Below are 14,678 nucleotides of genomic sequence, written 5' to 3'. Positions count from 1 at the left end.
GCGCCGGGCGCTCGGCAGGGGGTAGGGAACGCCGGGTTCGGCGTCACCGGGCCCAGGCGGAGCCGAATGCTCGTGCAACGAAGTTCTCACCGATGCGGCGGTGGCCGTCGGCGTCCGGGTGGAGGTCGTCCGGCAGCGGGAACTCGGCGAAGTCGGCCTCCCCGTACAGGGTGCGCCCGTCGAGGTGGTGCAGGTGGGGGTCGTGGGCGGCGCGCGCCGCGGTGATGCGGGCGAGCTCGTCGCGGACGACGCGCAGGGTCAGCCGTCCCCGGGCGGCCTCCGCCGGGTCGCCGAGGGCGCGGAAGCGCAGCCTGCCGTCGCCGAGGTCGGGGGCGGCAGGGCCCGGGGTGTCCTCGTGGATCGGGCAGTGGAGCGGGGAGACGACCAGGACCGGCGTGGTGGGGTGCCCGTCCCGGAGGGTGTCGAGGAAGCCGTGGACCGCGGCGGTGAAGGCGCGCAGGCGCATCACGTCGTGGTTCACGAGGTTGATGCCGATCTTGAGGCTGATGAGGTCGGCGGGGGTGTCCCGCATGGTCCGTGCGGTGAACGGGTCGAGCAGTGCGTTGCCGCTGAAGCCGAGGTTGACGAGCTCCACGCCGGCCCGGGCGGCGGCCAGCGCGGGCCAGGTGCCGGTCGGGCCGTCGGCGTTCGAGCCGTGGCTGATCGAGCTGCCGTGGTGCAGCCAGACGCGCCGGCCGGGGTCCGGCGCCGGCTCGACGGGGGCGTCGGTGCGCAGGGCGATGAGTTCGTGGATCCCCCGGTACGGCAGCCAGATCTCGATGTCCTTCGCCGTGGGGGCCAGTCCGGTGAACCGGACGGTGCCGGGCGGCCCCGGGGTGAGGACCTCGGCCCAGGTGGCGACGTCGACCGTACGGACGTTGCCGCCGTCGGCGACGGCCCGGCCGGCCGGGCGGCCGTCCACCAGCAGCTCGTACACGGCGTCCGGGGGCTGCGGGGCGCCGCGGTAGACCGTCGTCGTGGCGAGGACGTCCAGCTCGACGGCGGTGGCCCTGGTGCGGAAGGCCAGCCGCACGCCGGCGGGCTGGGCCACGACCTCGGTGAGCTCGGCGGGGGCCTGGCGGCGGGCCCATGCGGGCAGCCGGTACGGCAGGACGCCGTGGTCGGTGCGTTCCACTTCCAGCGCGCCGCGCAGGAGTTCCGGCCCGACCGGTGTGGTGAACCGGCCGGGGATGCCGTCGGGGGATGCGTTCTGTGCCGTGTCGTCCATCCCGTCACCCTTTCAACCGCGGGCGCGTCCCGCATCCGGTTTCGGGGCGGGCCGGGTCAGCGCCGCGCGGAGCGACGGCGGCCGGGCCCGTCGCTTCGCCGGCTGCTCAAGTCGCCCGGAGCGCAGGGCGGTCGGGTGACGTCCGGAAGGCCCGTGCACGGCGTGCACGCCACGGTGGGATCGGTTGTGAGAACGGACACGTCCCTCCCTCGGAACCCGGGCCGCGCTCCCCCCATCGAACCGAGAGTCGGACGCGTACGCGGGATGGGAGGGGCCACATGTCCAGCAGGGGCGAGGGGCGGGAGCGGGGCCGGGCCGCGGCGCGGGGCGGCGTGGCCGTCGGCCTCGTGTGCACCCTGGTCCTCGCGGGGGCCGGGTACGTCGCCTGGGAGCTGCACGGCATCGCCGCCAACCGCGCCGACGGCGATCCGGCGCAGGGCATCTACCAGCAGGACCCCGAGCGTGCCGACCGGACGGCATCGGCCGTGCTCGACGGGATCGTCCGCGAGGAGCTGGAACCCCCCACGGACGGCAAGGCCTTCGCCGGGAGCGGTGCGGTGAACTGGCGCTCCGGCGGCTGGGAGCCCTCCGATCCGCTGGAGGCCCGCCCCGCCCCGGCCGAACCCGCGATCGGCGCGCTCTTCTCCCCCGGCAACGACGGCGACCCCGACCACCACTGCTCGGGCGTCGTGGTCCACTCCCCCGGCGGCGACCTCGTCGCCACCGCCGCCCACTGCGTCCACGGCGGCGGCTTCCGCACCAACCTCGCCTTCGCCCCCGGCTACCGGGACGGGGTCGCACCGTACGGCGTCTGGGTCCCCACCCGGATCGACGTGGACCCGCGCTGGACCGCGGACCAGGACCCCGACTACGACATCGCGTTCCTCCGGCTGCGCAGGCCCGGATACCCCGGCCAGCGGCTGGAGGACGTCACCGGCGGCAAGACGATCGCCTTCGGGACCGAACTGCCCGTGCCCGCAAGGCTCGTGGGCTACCCGAACTTCTCCGAACAGCCCCTGGACTGCCGGACCACGGCCCGCCCGGCGGGTCCGACGCAGCTGCGGCTGGACTGCGCGGACGTGCCCAACGGGACCAGCGGCGGCCCGGTGCTGACCGACGGCCACACCCTCATCGGGGTCATCGGCGGACGGGACGGGGGCGGCGACGACGAGACCTCGTACAGCGTCTGGTTCGGCGACGGCATCCGCGCCCTCTACGAACGCTCCGTCCGGCCCTGACCGCATCCGGCGCCCCCTCCTGTCCGACCCGGCCCCACCCGCTCCCGACGGGCCCCGGCAGACTTGCCCCATGGACGCAGGACTCACCGCACTGATCGGCGCCGCCGTGGGCTCGATCGCCACCCTGGGCTCCACGATGCTGACGGGCCGCAACACGGCCCGCGCGCAGGTCGCCCAGTGGCGCAGGCAGCAACGCCGGGACGCGTACGCCGGCTACCTCGGGGCGCTGCACGACCGCGACCTCGCGATGGACGCCGTACGGGAGGCGCTGCGCCCGGACCGTCCGGACCCGTCGGAGGTGGACGCGCGGGTCGAGCGTTTCGTGGCGCTGGCGCGTACCGTCCACCGGGCCGCCGAGGTCGTCCACCTGGAGGGGCCGGCGGCCGCGGTGGCGGCCGCCGACGACGTCGCCCGCGCGTCGGAGGAACTCTCCGCGCTCGTGCGGCGCATGGTGGAGCGGGCCCGCGCCGGGGACACCTCGGGCAAGGCGGCGGACACCGCTCTCGCCGCGGAGTGCGAGCACGCGCTCTACCAAGCCGTGAAGGCGTTCCGCGGCACTGCCGCGGCCGCCCTCGGCCACCCCGGCGCGGACACCCCCTGAGGGGTGTCGGCGGCGACGGGGCGTGGGTGGTTGTCCGTAGCGTCGTCGTCCATGGCGACGAGTCTGCGTCGGCGGGCGGGTGCGCGGTAGGCACGTGGTGGGGCGCCCGGGTGCGCCCCGGGGGCGGACGGGCTCACGTCGGATGCCGGGCGGGCTCCGGATCAGCGCGGCAGGGCCGCGTAACTGACGCCCGTCAGCTTCTCGGAGGCGGCCCAGAGCCGTTCGCCGGCCGTGTCGTCGAGGGTCCACCCCGCCCGCCAGGACGGCGCCGGCGCTCCGCGCCAGCCGAACCGCGGGCCGATGAAGGCGTCCTGCCCGACCCCGGGCGCGGTGGCCGCGTAGAGGGTGGGCAGCGCGCCCGAGGCGGTCGACTGCGCGAGGACCGCATTGCCGAGGGACGCCATGCGTGAGGGGAAGGTGGGGCCCTCCAGCTTCGACGCGCCGGAGTGCAGGTTGCTGGAGGCGTAGCCCGGGTGGGCCGCGGCCGCGGTGATCGTGGAGCCGGCGGCGGCGAAGCGGCGGGCCAGCTCGTGGGTGAAGAGCAGGTTGGCGGTCTTGGAGCGGCCGTAGGCGACCCAGCGGCGGTAGCCGTGCTCGCTGCCCGGACCGCCGAAGCCGCCCGTCCCGTCGGGGCCGTCCTCCCCGAAGGTGATCTTCCCCAGGACGTGGAAGCCGCTGGAGACGTTGACGATCCGCGCCCCGGCCGCGGCGGCCCGCAGCCTCGGCAGGAGCAGCCCGGTGAGGGCGAAGTGACCGAGGTGGTTGACGCCGAACTGCGTCTCGAACCCGTCGGCGGTCCGCCCGTAGGGGAGCGCCATCACGCCGGCGTTGTTCACGAGCAGGTCCAGCGAGGGGTGCCGCTGCCCGTACGCCGCGGCGAACTCCCGTACGGAGGACAGGTCGGCCAGGTCGAGCGGTATGAACTCCGCCTCGGCGCCCGGGACCTCCGCCCGCAGCCGGACCAGCGCGGCCCGGCCGCGGGCCGCGCTGCGGCAGGCCAGGACGACCGAGGCGCCGGACCGCGCGAGCTCGCGGGCCGTGACATGGCCGATACCGCTGTTGGCCCCGGTCACGACGGCGGTCCGGCCGCTCTGGGCTGGGATGTTCCTGGCGTTCCAGGCGGGCATGGCGGCTCCCTCGATCGCAGTGGGTCACCGAGCGTAGACCCGGACGCCGCACGGGGACTCGCGAGGGTGGGCGCGGGCGGCGGAGCCGCAGGCCAGTAGGCTGCGGGTCCGTCCTCTTTCCCCTTCCCGCCCCGAGGTACAGCGCAGTGAGCTCCGCACCGCCCCCCATACCCGTGACGGTCGTCGGCCTCGGCGCCGACGGGTGGGCCGGGCTCACCGCCGCCGCGCGGTCGTCACTGTCCTCGGCCGAGGTCCTGATCGGCGGGCCGCGCCAGCTGGACCTGCTGCCCGCCGCCGAGTGCCCCGGGCAGCGGGTGGCCTGGCCGAGCCCGCTGCGGCCGGCCGTGCCGAAGCTCATGGCCGAGCACGCCGGGCGCCGCATCACGGTGCTGGCCAGCGGCGATCCCATGTTCTACGGAATCGGCCGCGCCCTCGCCGAGGAGCTCGGTCCGCACGCCCTGCTGGTCCACCCGCACCCCTCGTCCGTCTCCTACGCCTGCGCCCGCCTGGGGTGGCCGGTGGAGGACACCGAGGTGGTCACCGTGGTCGGCCGCCCCGTGGCCCGGCTCGCGGCCGCGCTGTACGACGGCCGCCGGGTGCTCGTGCTCAGCGCCGGATCCGCCTCCCCGTCCGAGATCGCCGCGACTCTGCGCGAGCACGGCTTCGGCCCGAGCCGGATGCGGGTGCTGGAACAGCTCGGCTCCGAGCGCGAGGACGCGTACGAGGGCACCGCCGACGGCTGGGACCGCGCGCCCGGCGACCCCCTGAACGTGGTGGCCGTCGACTGCCGCCGGGACCCGGCCCACGCCGGGCCGCGCCTCGGCGCGACGCCCGGCCTGCCGGACGCCGCCTACGAGCACGACGGCCAGCTCACCAAGCGCCACGTGCGCGCCGCGACCCTGTGCGCGCTCGCCCCGGCCCCCGGCGAGCTGCTGTGGGACATCGGCGGCGGCTCCGGCTCCATCGGCATCGAGTGGATGCGTACGCACGCCTCGTGCCGGGCGGTGGCCGTGGAGCGCGTCCCGGAACGGGCCGCGCGGATCACCCGCAACGCGGCGGCGCTCGGTGTGCCCGGCCTGCGCGTGGTCGTCGGAGCCGCGCCGGCGGCGCTCACCGGGCTGCCGGCCCCCGACGCGGTGTTCATCGGCGGCGGGCTGACCGCTCCGGGCCTGCTCGACGCGGTGTGGGCGGCGCTGGCCCCCGGCGGCCGGCTGGTGGTCAACACGGTCACGCTGGAGTCGGAGGCGGTCCTCGCTGACCGCTACCGGCGCCACGGCGGCGACCTGGTGAAGCTGGCCGTCGCGCACGCCGTGCCGGTGGGCGGCTTCACGGGCTGGCGGCAGGCCATGGCGGTCACCCAGTGGTCGGTGACGAAGCCGGCAACGGCACCCCTGACGGCAACGAAGGAGAAGGATCAGACATGACCGTGTACTTCATCGGTGCGGGCCCCGGCGCCGCCGACCTGATCACGGTGCGCGGTGCCCGGACCCTCGCCGCCGCCCCGGTCTGCCTGTACGCGGGCAGCCTCGTGCCGCGCGAGCTGCTCGCCGAGTGCCCGGCTGACGCCCGCCTCGTCGACACCTCGCAGCTGAACCTGGACGAGATCGTCGCCGAGTGCGTACGGGCCCACGAGGCGGGCCAGGACGTGGCGCGGCTGCACTCCGGCGACCCGTCGATCTTCAGCGCGGTCGCCGAGCAGATGCGCCGGCTGGACGCGGTCGGCATTCCCTACGAGGTCGTCCCGGGCGTGCCGGCCTTCGCCGCCGCGGCGGCCGCCCTCAAGCGGGAGCTGACGGTGCCCACCGTCGGCCAGACCGTGATCCTCACCCGGATCGCCCAGCAGGCGACCCCGATGCCGCCCGGCGAGGACCTGGCCACGCTCGGCCGCAGCGGCGCGCTGCTCGTCCTGCACCTGGCCACCCGCTACGTGGACCGGGTGGTAGACGAGCTGCTGCCGCACTACGGGGCCGAGTGCCCGGTCGCGGTGGTGGCGATGGCCAGCCGCCCCGACGAGCTGATCCTGCGCGGCACCCTGGCCGACATCGCCGCACAGGTGAAGGCGCACGGCCTGGTGCGCACCGCGGTCATCGTGGTGGGCCGCACGCTCGGCGCGGAGCAGTTCCGCGACAGCCACCTGTACTCCCCCGAGCGCGACCGGCATGTCTGCTGAACCGGCGCCCCGGCCGGCCCACCACGTCCTGATCCTGGGCGGCACCACGGAGGCCCGCCGTCTCGCGGAGGCGCTGGCCGGCGCCCCCTCCTGGCACGTGACCACGTCGCTCGCGGGCCGGGTCGCCTCGCCCGTGCTCCCGCCGGGCGACACCCGGATCGGCGGCTTCGGCGGTATCGCGGGCCTCGCGGGCTGGATCGTCGCGCACGACGTCACCCGTGTCGTCGACGCCACCCACCCGTTCGCGGAGCGGATGAGTTTCCACGCCGCCGAGGCGCAAGCGCTCACCGGGGTCCCGCTGCTGGCGCTGCGGCGCCCCGGCTGGACGCCTCAGCCGGGCGACGACTGGACCTTCGTGGACTCCCTCGACGAGGCGGCCGACCGGCTGCCCGGGCTGGGCTCCCGCGCGTTCCTGACCACCGGGCGGATGGGCCTGCACGCCTTCGCCCACCTCACCGACACCTGGTTCCTGGTGCGTTCGGTGGACCCTCCGCAGGGTGCGGTGCCGCCTCACCTGGACGTCCTGCTCGCCCGGGGCCCGTTCACCCTGGGCGACGAGCGGGAGCTGATCGCCCGGCACCGCATCGACGTCCTGGTGACCAAGGACAGCGGCGGTTCGGCCACCGCCCCCAAGCTCGCGGCGGCCCGCGAGGCCGGCGTCCCGGTCCTCGTGGTGCGCCGCCCGGCGGTCCCGGAGGGCGTACCGGAGACGGACTCGGTCGAGGTCGTCCTGGACTGGCTGGGCGCGGACCCGGCCGGGTCCGCGCCGTAGCTCCGGACGGGCGCAGGCCCGTACCGTTCCCCTCTCAGCCGGTCACGGGTAGCGGCGCGGCGTCCACGTGATCCGCGACCCGTCGGGCCGCTCGGTGACCTGCGTCTGCGAGGAGCCGATCAGCAGGATCGTGCGCATGTCGACCTCGGACGGCTCCAGTTCGGCGAGCGTGACGATCCGCACCGACTGCTCGGGGCCGCCCACGTCGCGGGCGACGACCACCGGGGTCTGCGGCGGGCGCAGTTCCAGCAGCAGCTCGCGGGCCCGGGCCACCTGCCAGGTGCGGCTGCGCGAGCCGGGGTTGTAGAGGGCGAGGACCAGGTCGGCCGCGGCGGCCGCGCGCAGCCGCTCCGCGATGACCTCCCAGGGCTTGAGCCGGTCGGACAGCGAGATCGTCGCGTAGTCGTGGCCGAGCGGGGCTCCGGCCGCGGCGGCCGCCGCGTTGGCCGCGGTCACGCCCGGCAGGACCCGTACGGGCACGTCCTTGTACTCGGCCTGCCCGGCGACCTCCAGGACCGCCGTGGCCATGGCGAAGACGCCCGGGTCCCCGCCGGAGACCACGGCCACCCGCTTGCCGCGGCGGGCGAGGTCGAGCGCGAACTCGGCGCGCTCCGACTCCACCTTGTTGTCGGAGCCGTGCCGGACCTGGCCCGGCCTGACGGGCACCCGGTCCAGGTACGTCGTGTACCCGACCAGCACCTCGGCGTCCGCGAGGGCGCGCCGGGTCTGCGGGGTGAGCCACAGCGGGCCGGCCGGGCCGGTGCCGACGACGGCGACCTCGCCGGGGCCGGACGGCACGCTGCCGGGGTTGCCGATCCGGCTGGGCACCACGGCGACGGCGAAGTACGGCACGCTGTCGGCGTCGGTGTCGGCGAGGACGCCGGTGCGCTCGCCCTCCATGGTGGCGCGTTCGACGTAGCGGGCCTCGGCGAGCCGGCCGCTGTTCTCCATCGCGCCGCGCACGGCGGGGAAGGTCCGGCCGAGCTTCATCACGACCGCCGAGTCGGTGGCGGCGAGGCGCGCGGTCAGCTCCTCCTCGGGCAGCGTGCCGGGGAGGATGGTCAGCACCTCCTCGCCCTCCACGAGCGGGGTGCCGAGCCGGGCGGCGGCGGCGCTGACGGAGGTGACGCCGGGGATGACCTCGGTGTCGTACCGGTCGGCGAGCCGCTTGTGCATGTGCATGTACGAGCTGTAGAAGAGCGGGTCGCCCTCCGCGAGCACGGCGACGGTGCGGCCGGCGTCCAGGTGGGCGGCCAGCCGGGCGGCGGCGGCCTCGTAGAACTCCTCCATCGCGCCCTGGTAGCCGCCGGGGTGGTCGGTGGTCTCGGTGGTGACCGGGTAGACCAGCGGCTCCTCGATGTGGCGGTCGCGCAGGTGCTTCGCGGCGATCGAGCGGGCGATGGACCTGCCGTGGCGGGCGCTGTGGTAGGCGACGACGTCCGCCTCGCCGATCACCTCGACGGCCCGCAGGGTCATCAGGTTCGGGTCGCCGGGGCCGAGCCCGACCCCGTAGAGGCGGCCCTTGGGCTGCGCGTCGCTCATTCGGCCACGCTCGCGATGGCGTTGAGGGCGGCCGCGGCGATGGCGCTGCCGCCCCGGCGGCCGCGCACGACGAGGTGGTCGAGGCCGGACGGGTGGGCGGCGAGGGCGTCCTTGGACTCGGCGGCTCCGATGAAGCCGACGGGCACGCCGATGACGGCGGCCGGGCGCGGGGCGCCCTCCTCGATCATCTCCAGCAGCCGGAACAGCGCGGTCGGCGCGTTGCCGACGGCGACCACCGAGCCCGCCAGCAGGCCGCGGTCGCGCCACACTTCGAGGGCGGCGGCGCTGCGCGTGGTACCCATCTTCGCGGCGAGGTCCACCACCGCCGGGTCGGAGAGGGTGCAGATCACCTCGTTGTCGGCGGGCAGCCGCTTGCGGGTGACCCCGCTGGCGACCATCTGCACGTCGCACAGGATCGGCGCGCCCGCCTCCAGTGCGGCGCGGGCGCGCAGCACCACCTCGGGGGTGTACCCCAGGTCCTGCGGGAGGTCGGTCATCCCGCAGGCGTGAATCATGCGCACCGCGACCTGGGCGACCGAGGCGGGCAGCCCGGAGAGATCCGCCTCGGCGCGGATCGTGGCAAAGGACTGGCGGTAGATCGCGGCGCCGTCCTTCTCGTACTCAAACACGGTGTACTCGCTCATTTCTTCACTGCGTCTTCGGACTCTGGGGTGATGCGGTGGTCTCGCGGGCGGCCGTGAGGGCGGCCGCCAGGTCCGGCCGGTGCGGCAGGGTGTGCCCGCCCACGGAGAGCCGGTATCCGTCCTGCGTGGCGAGCACGTCCACCCACTGCGTTCCCCGCGGGTGGCCGCACCGGCGCTCGCAGCCGGACCAGTGCACGGGCAGCGGCCCCCGCGCCCGGTCCACGAGGGCGCGCGCGTCGGCGCGTACGTCCGCGAGGGACTTCGCACAACCGGGGCGCCCGGTACAGGAGGTGACGGACTGCCAGGGACTGTCGGGGGCCACGACCAGGCCCGCCTCCTCCAGCAGGGCGGGGCCGTCGACGGGGCCGCGGAGGGGGGCGTCGGGGAGGACGACGGTGCGCCAGGGGGTGATCCGCAGCCCGTCGCCGTGGCCGGCGACCCCGGCCAGGACCCGCCACTGGCCGGTGGTCATCCGGCCCAGCGGGGGCAGGACGCACAGGTCACCGCGCGGGCCCGGCCCCCGGCCCCACGGCCGGGGCGGGGCGGTGTACGGCCAGTCCACCTCGGGGGCGCGGGCCGCGCCGATGCCGGCGGCAGCCAGGCGGGCGGTGAACTCGGCGTCGTCCAGGGCGTGTCCGGCGGGCAGTTCGGCCACGCGCCAGGCGCGGGTACCGGCCGCGTCCGCGGCGTCGAGGAAGTACTCGGCGGCGAGCAGCGCGGCACGCGGGGCGTCCTGCGCGGCGACGGCCACGGCGCCGGCGGCCGCGCCGAGGCGTACCAGCGCCCGGCCGCCGGGCCGCCCGAGGACGGTGACGTCGGGGTCCAGTGCGGCCACGTCCCCGCGCCCGTCGTCGAGGGCGAACAGGAAGCGGCCGGACAGGGCGGTGACGCGGGCGTTCGCGCACAGCAGCCGGTCCAGTTCGCGGACCCAGGGCAGTACGTCCTGGCAGGTCGGGGTGGCCACGATGTTGCGTACGCGTTCATGGCCGGGTGCGGGCAGCAGCCCGGCCGCGTCCAGCAGCGCGGCAAGGCCGGCACCGCAGCCGTCGGCGAGGCCGCGCAGCTGCACGTTGCCGCGGGAGGTGAGTTCCAGGTGCCCGTCGCCGAACCGGTCGGCGGCCGACGCGAGCAGCAGGGCCTGGTGTGCGGTCAGCGCCCCGCCGGGGATCCGGACGCGTGCGAGGTGCCCGTCGTCCGCCGCGTGGAGCCGGAGCGCGCCGGGGCAGGCGTCACCGCGGTCCCGTATGACGGGTTCGTCCCGCGATACGGCGGAGGGGGGCTGGGGCATGGCGGCGAGCATACCCACGATTGCCCTCACCGGAACTGTGTCCACCGCCACCCTCCGTCACCCGGCGCGCGCCCGGCACCGCCGGAAATCCCGGCCCCGCCCGGGTTTGAGGCGCGGGGGTCCGGGGGCAGAGCCCCCGCAGCGGAGCCGCACCGACCACAGCCCCGCCCCGCCGGCGGAGCCACCGCAGGGGCACCGGGCCCGACCACGGCCCCGCCCGCCCCGGCACGATCCACCCGCCCCTAAGATGACCTTCCGGCGGCCCACACGGTCCGCCGTCGCCGAGGACGGCGACATGGGAGGAAGCCCGGTGCGAATCCGGCGCGGTCCCGCCACTGTGAACCCGGCCGAGCCACTCGGCCGGGTGAGTCAGGAACTCCCGCTGTCCTCACTGCCCGGGGCGCGGAAACCCCGAGGAAGGCCTGCCGCCGCATGATCCTGCTGCTGTCGACGTCCGACACCGATCTGCTCAGCGCTCGCGCAGCGAACACGGCGGACGCCCCCGTCCCGTACCGGTTCGCGAACCCCTCCCGCCTTCCCCTCGACGACCTCCCCGGCCTCCTCGACGGGGCCGACCTGGTCGTCGTACGCCTCCTCGGCGGCCTGCGGGCCTGGCAGGACGGCCTGGACCTGCTGCTGGCCGCCGGCCAGACCCGCCCGGTGGTGGTCCTGACCGGCGAACAGGCTCCGGACGCCCAGCTGATGGAGGCCTCCACGGTTCCGATCGGCATCGCGGCCGAGGCGCACGCCTACCTGGCGCACGGCGGCCCGGCCAACCTGGAGCAGCTGGCCCGGTTCCTCTCCGACACCGTCCTGCTCACCGGCCACGGCTTCGAGCCGCCCGCCGCCGCCCCCACCTGGGGCCCCCTGGAGCGCACCGCGCAGCGCACGGACGGCCCCGAGGTCGCCGTGCTCTACTACCGCGCCCACCAGATGAGCGGCAACACCGGCTTCGTGCACACGCTCTGCGAGGCCATCGAGGCCCACGGCGCCCGGCCGGTACCCCTCTACGTCTCCTCGCTGCGCAGCCCGGAGCCGGAGCTCGTCGCGGCCCTGGGTTCCGCGGACGCCGTCGTCACCACCGTCCTCGCGGCGGGCGGTACCAAGCCCGCCACCGCCTCGGCCGGCGGCGACGACGAGTCCTGGGACGCGGGTGCGCTCGCCGGCCTCGGCGTGCCGATCCTGCAGGCCCTGTGCCTGACCGGCTCCCGCGCCGCCTGGGAGGAGAACGACGAGGGCCTCTCCCCGCTGGACGCCGCGACCCAGGTCGCCGTACCCGAGTTCGACGGCCGTCTGATCACCGTCCCGTTCTCCTTCAAGGAGCTCGACGAGGACGGCCTGCCCGCCTACGTGGCCGACCCCGAGCGGGCCGCCCGGGTCGCCGGCATCGCCGTACGGCACGCCCGGCTGCGCCACATCGAGCGCCGCGACAAGAAGATCGCCCTCGTCCTCTCCGCGTACCCGACCAAGCACTCCCGCATCGGCAACGCGGTCGGCCTGGACACCCCGGCCAGCGCGGTGGAGCTGCTGCGCACCCTCATCGCCGAGGGCTACGACTTCGGCCCGGTCCCCGAGATCCCCGGCCTGGTCTCGGGCGACGGCGACGAGCTGATCCGCGCCCTGATCGAGGCCGGCGGCCACGACCAGGACTGGCTGACCGAGGAGCAGCTCGCCCGCAACCCGGTCCGCATCCCCGCCGCCGACTACCGGCGCTGGTTCGCCGAGCTGCCCGCCGAGCTGCGGGACAGCGTGGAGGAGCACTGGGGCGAGGCCCCGGGCACCATGTTCGTGGACCGTTCCGCGAACCCGGAGGGCGACATCGTCCTCGCGGCCCTGCGCCGCGGGAACCTCCTGATCCTCATCCAGCCGCCGCGCGGCTTCGGCGAGAACCCGATCGCGATCTACCACGACCCCGATCTGCCGCCCTCGCACCACTACCTGGCCGCGTACCGCTGGATCCAGGCGCGTACGGAGGACGGCGGCTTCGGCGCCGACGCGATGATCCACCTGGGCAAGCACGGCAACCTGGAGTGGCTGCCGGGCAAGAACGCCGGCCTGTCCGCTGCGTGCGCGCCCGACGCCGCCCTCGGCGACCTCCCCCTCGTCTACCCCTTCCTGGTCAACGACCCGGGCGAGGGCACCCAGGCCAAGCGCCGCGTGCACGCCACCCTGGTCGACCACCTGGTGCCGCCGATGGCGCGCGCGGAGTCGTACGGCGACATCGCGCGCCTGGAGCAGCACCTGGACGAGTACGCCCAGATCTCCGCGATGGACCCGGCGAAGCTGCCGGCCATCCGCGCGCAGATCTGGACGCTGATCCAGGCGGCGAAGCTCGACCACGACCTGGGCCTGGCCGAGCGCCCGGACGACGACGGCTTCGACGACTTCCTGCTGCACGTCGACGGCTGGCTGTGCGAGGTCAAGGACGCCCAGATCCGCGACGGCCTGCACGTGCTGGGCGGAGCCCCGACGGGCGAGGCCCGGGTCAACCTGGTCCTGGCGATCCTGCGCGCCCGCCAGATCTGGGGCGGCACCACGGCCCTCCCGGGCCTGCGCGAGGCGCTGGGCCTGGACGAGTCCAAGGCCACGCGTACCTCCGCGGACGACGTCGAGGAGCAGGCCCGCGCCCTGGTCCAGGCGATGGAGGACGCCGACTGGTCCCCGGCCGCCGTGGCCTCGGTCGCGGCGGACCACCCGGCGGACGTCGCGGAGGTGCTGTCCTTCGCGGCCCGCGAGGTGGTCCCGCGCCTGGCCGGCACGACGGACGAGATCGCGCACGTGGTCGCGGCCCTGGACGGCCGCTTCGTCCCGGCGGGCCCCTCGGGCTCGCCGCTGCGCGGCCTGGTCAACGTCCTGCCGACGGGCCGCAACTTCTACTCGGTCGACCCGAAGGCCGTCCCGTCCCGCCTCGCGTGGGAGACGGGCCAGGCCCTGGCGGACTCCCTGCTCACCCGCTACCGCACCGACAACGGCGAGTGGCCGGCCTCGGTCGGCCTGTCCCTGTGGGGCACGAGCGCGATGCGCACGGCGGGCGACGACGTCGCCGAGGTCCTCGCGCTGCTCGGCGTCCGCCCGGTCTGGGACGAGGCCTCGCGCCGCGTGACCGGGCTGGAGGCCATCCCGCTCGTGGAGCTGGGCCGGCCCCGCATCGACGTGACGCTGCGCATCTCGGGCTTCTTCCGCGACGCGTTCCCGCACGTGATCGGCCTGCTGGACGACGCGGTGCGGCTCGCCGCCTCGCTGGAGGAGCCGGAGTCCGAGAACTACGTCCGCGCGCACGCCCAGGCGGACCTGGCCCTGCACGGTGACGAGCGCCGCGCGACGACCCGTATCTTCGGCTCGCGCCCGGGCACGTACGGGGCGGGCATCCTCCAGCTGATCGACTCCCGCGACTGGCGTACGGACGCCGACCTGGCGGAGGTCTACACGGTGTGGGGCGGCTACGCCTACGGCCGCGGCCTCGAAGGGCGCCCCGCCCGGGACGAGATGGAGACGGCCTACAAGCGGATCACGGTCGCGGCGAAGAACACCGACACCCGTGAGCACGACATCGCGGACTCGGACGACTACTTCCAGTACCACGGCGGCATGGTGGCGACGGTCCGCGCCCTGCGCGGCACGGCCCCGGAGGCGTACATCGGCGACTCCACCCGCCCGGAGACGGTCAAGACCCGCACCCTGGTCGAGGAGACCAGCCGCGTCTTCCGCGCCCGCGTCGTGAACCCGAAGTGGATCGAGGCGATGCGCCGCCACGGCTACAAGGGCGCCTTCGAGCTCGCGGCCACGGTGGACTACCTCTTCGGCTACGACGCCACGACGGGCGTGGTCGCGGACTGGATGTACGACAAGCTGACCGAGACGTACGTCCTGGACCCGGTCAACCGCGCCTTCCTGGAGGAGGCGAACCCGTGGGCCCTGCACGGCATCGCGGAACGCCTCCTCGAAGCGGAGTCCCGCGGCATGTGGGAGAAGCCGGACGCGCAGATCCTCGAAGCGCTGCGTCAGGTGTACCTGGACACCGAGGGCAATCTGGAGGGTGAGGCGGACTAGTCCGCCGGCCGTAGCCGT

The 14,678-nt window shown here is 75.4% G+C and carries 11 protein-coding genes and 1 riboswitch; of the genes, 6 read left to right on the top strand and 5 right to left on the bottom strand.

The genetic code is table 11. The annotated features are described in order from the left end of the window. Window positions 1–43: 43 nt before the first annotated feature. Window positions 44–1,228: a GDSL-type esterase/lipase family protein gene (locus E6U81_RS11340; RefSeq protein WP_136229954.1), complete on the bottom strand. Its 1,185-nt coding sequence runs from the start codon at window positions 1,226–1,228 to the stop codon at window positions 44–46. A gap of 278 nt (window positions 1,229–1,506) precedes the next feature. On the opposite strand from E6U81_RS11340, the gene E6U81_RS11335 reads away from it, so the two are divergent. Together E6U81_RS11335 and E6U81_RS11330 are read left to right on the top strand one after the other, a co-directional pair. After that, the gene (locus E6U81_RS11335) at window positions 1,507–2,466 is read left to right on the top strand and encodes a serine protease (protein ID WP_136229953.1); all 960 of its coding nucleotides are present in this window, start codon (window positions 1,507–1,509) and stop codon (window positions 2,464–2,466) included. Window positions 2,467–2,536: 70 nt separating this feature from the next. After that, a complete protein-coding gene (locus E6U81_RS11330) occupies window positions 2,537–3,067 on the top strand; it encodes a proline dehydrogenase (protein WP_136229952.1) in 531 nt (176 codons plus the stop codon). Window positions 3,068–3,228: 161 nt separating this feature from the next. Here the strand turns inward: E6U81_RS11330 and E6U81_RS11325 are convergent, their stop codons facing one another. Then, the gene (locus E6U81_RS11325) at window positions 3,229–4,194 is read right to left on the bottom strand and encodes an oxidoreductase (RefSeq protein WP_136229951.1); all 966 of its coding nucleotides are present in this window, start codon (window positions 4,192–4,194) and stop codon (window positions 3,229–3,231) included. A gap of 146 nt (window positions 4,195–4,340) precedes the next feature. On the opposite strand from E6U81_RS11325, the gene cbiE reads away from it, so the two are divergent. From cbiE to E6U81_RS11310, 3 genes are read left to right on the top strand one after another with little or no spacing between them, the layout of a single operon-like run. Next, window positions 4,341–5,618 (top strand): precorrin-6y C5,15-methyltransferase (decarboxylating) subunit CbiE, encoded by a 1,278-nt coding sequence (gene cbiE, locus E6U81_RS11320; protein WP_136229950.1) that lies wholly within the window; start codon window positions 4,341–4,343, stop codon window positions 5,616–5,618. Beyond that, window positions 5,615–6,364, top strand: coding sequence for a precorrin-4 C(11)-methyltransferase (gene cobM, locus E6U81_RS11315; protein ID WP_136229949.1), 750 nt, complete (start codon window positions 5,615–5,617; stop codon window positions 6,362–6,364). The genes cbiE and cobM overlap by 4 nt, the downstream gene beginning before the upstream one ends. Next, complete coding sequence (locus E6U81_RS11310; protein WP_136229948.1) at window positions 6,354–7,136, top strand: cobalt-precorrin-6A reductase; 783 nt, start codon at window positions 6,354–6,356, stop codon at window positions 7,134–7,136. The genes cobM and E6U81_RS11310 overlap by 11 nt, the downstream gene beginning before the upstream one ends. 42 nt (window positions 7,137–7,178) lie before the next feature. Here the strand turns inward: E6U81_RS11310 and E6U81_RS11305 are convergent, their stop codons facing one another. The 3 genes from E6U81_RS11305 to E6U81_RS11295 are packed head-to-tail and all read right to left on the bottom strand — an operon-like array spanning window position 7,179 to window position 10,610. Beyond that, window positions 7,179–8,678, bottom strand: coding sequence for a precorrin-2 C(20)-methyltransferase (locus E6U81_RS11305; protein WP_136229947.1), 1,500 nt, complete (start codon window positions 8,676–8,678; stop codon window positions 7,179–7,181). Next, window positions 8,675–9,322 carry a precorrin-8X methylmutase gene (locus tag E6U81_RS11300; RefSeq protein ID WP_136229946.1) on the bottom strand — a complete coding sequence of 216 codons (648 nt, stop codon included), beginning with the start codon at window positions 9,320–9,322 and terminating at the stop codon, window positions 8,675–8,677. Before E6U81_RS11300 ends, E6U81_RS11305 begins: the two co-directional genes overlap by 4 nt. Window positions 9,323–9,326: 4 nt before the next feature. Then, window positions 9,327–10,610: a cobalamin biosynthesis protein CobG gene (locus E6U81_RS11295; protein ID WP_240803761.1), complete on the bottom strand. Its 1,284-nt coding sequence runs from the start codon at window positions 10,608–10,610 to the stop codon at window positions 9,327–9,329. 299 nt (window positions 10,611–10,909) lie between these two features. Further along, window positions 10,910–10,989, top strand: a riboswitch (cobalamin riboswitch). Window positions 10,990–11,042: 53 nt separating this feature from the next. Here E6U81_RS11295 and cobN point away from each other — a divergent pair. Next, entirely contained in the window at window positions 11,043–14,660 is a 3,618-nt protein-coding gene (gene cobN / locus E6U81_RS11290; RefSeq protein ID WP_136229945.1) for a cobaltochelatase subunit CobN, read from the top strand. Window positions 14,661–14,678: the final 18 nt, after the last annotated feature.

The sequence above is a fragment of the Streptomyces sp. A0592 genome, from assembly GCF_004795115.1.
Lineage (GTDB): Bacteria > Actinomycetota > Actinomycetes > Streptomycetales > Streptomycetaceae > Streptomyces > Streptomyces erythrochromogenes.
The sequence above is the reverse complement of the archived record's forward strand: the minus strand, read 5'-3'. Positions and strand labels throughout refer to the sequence as shown.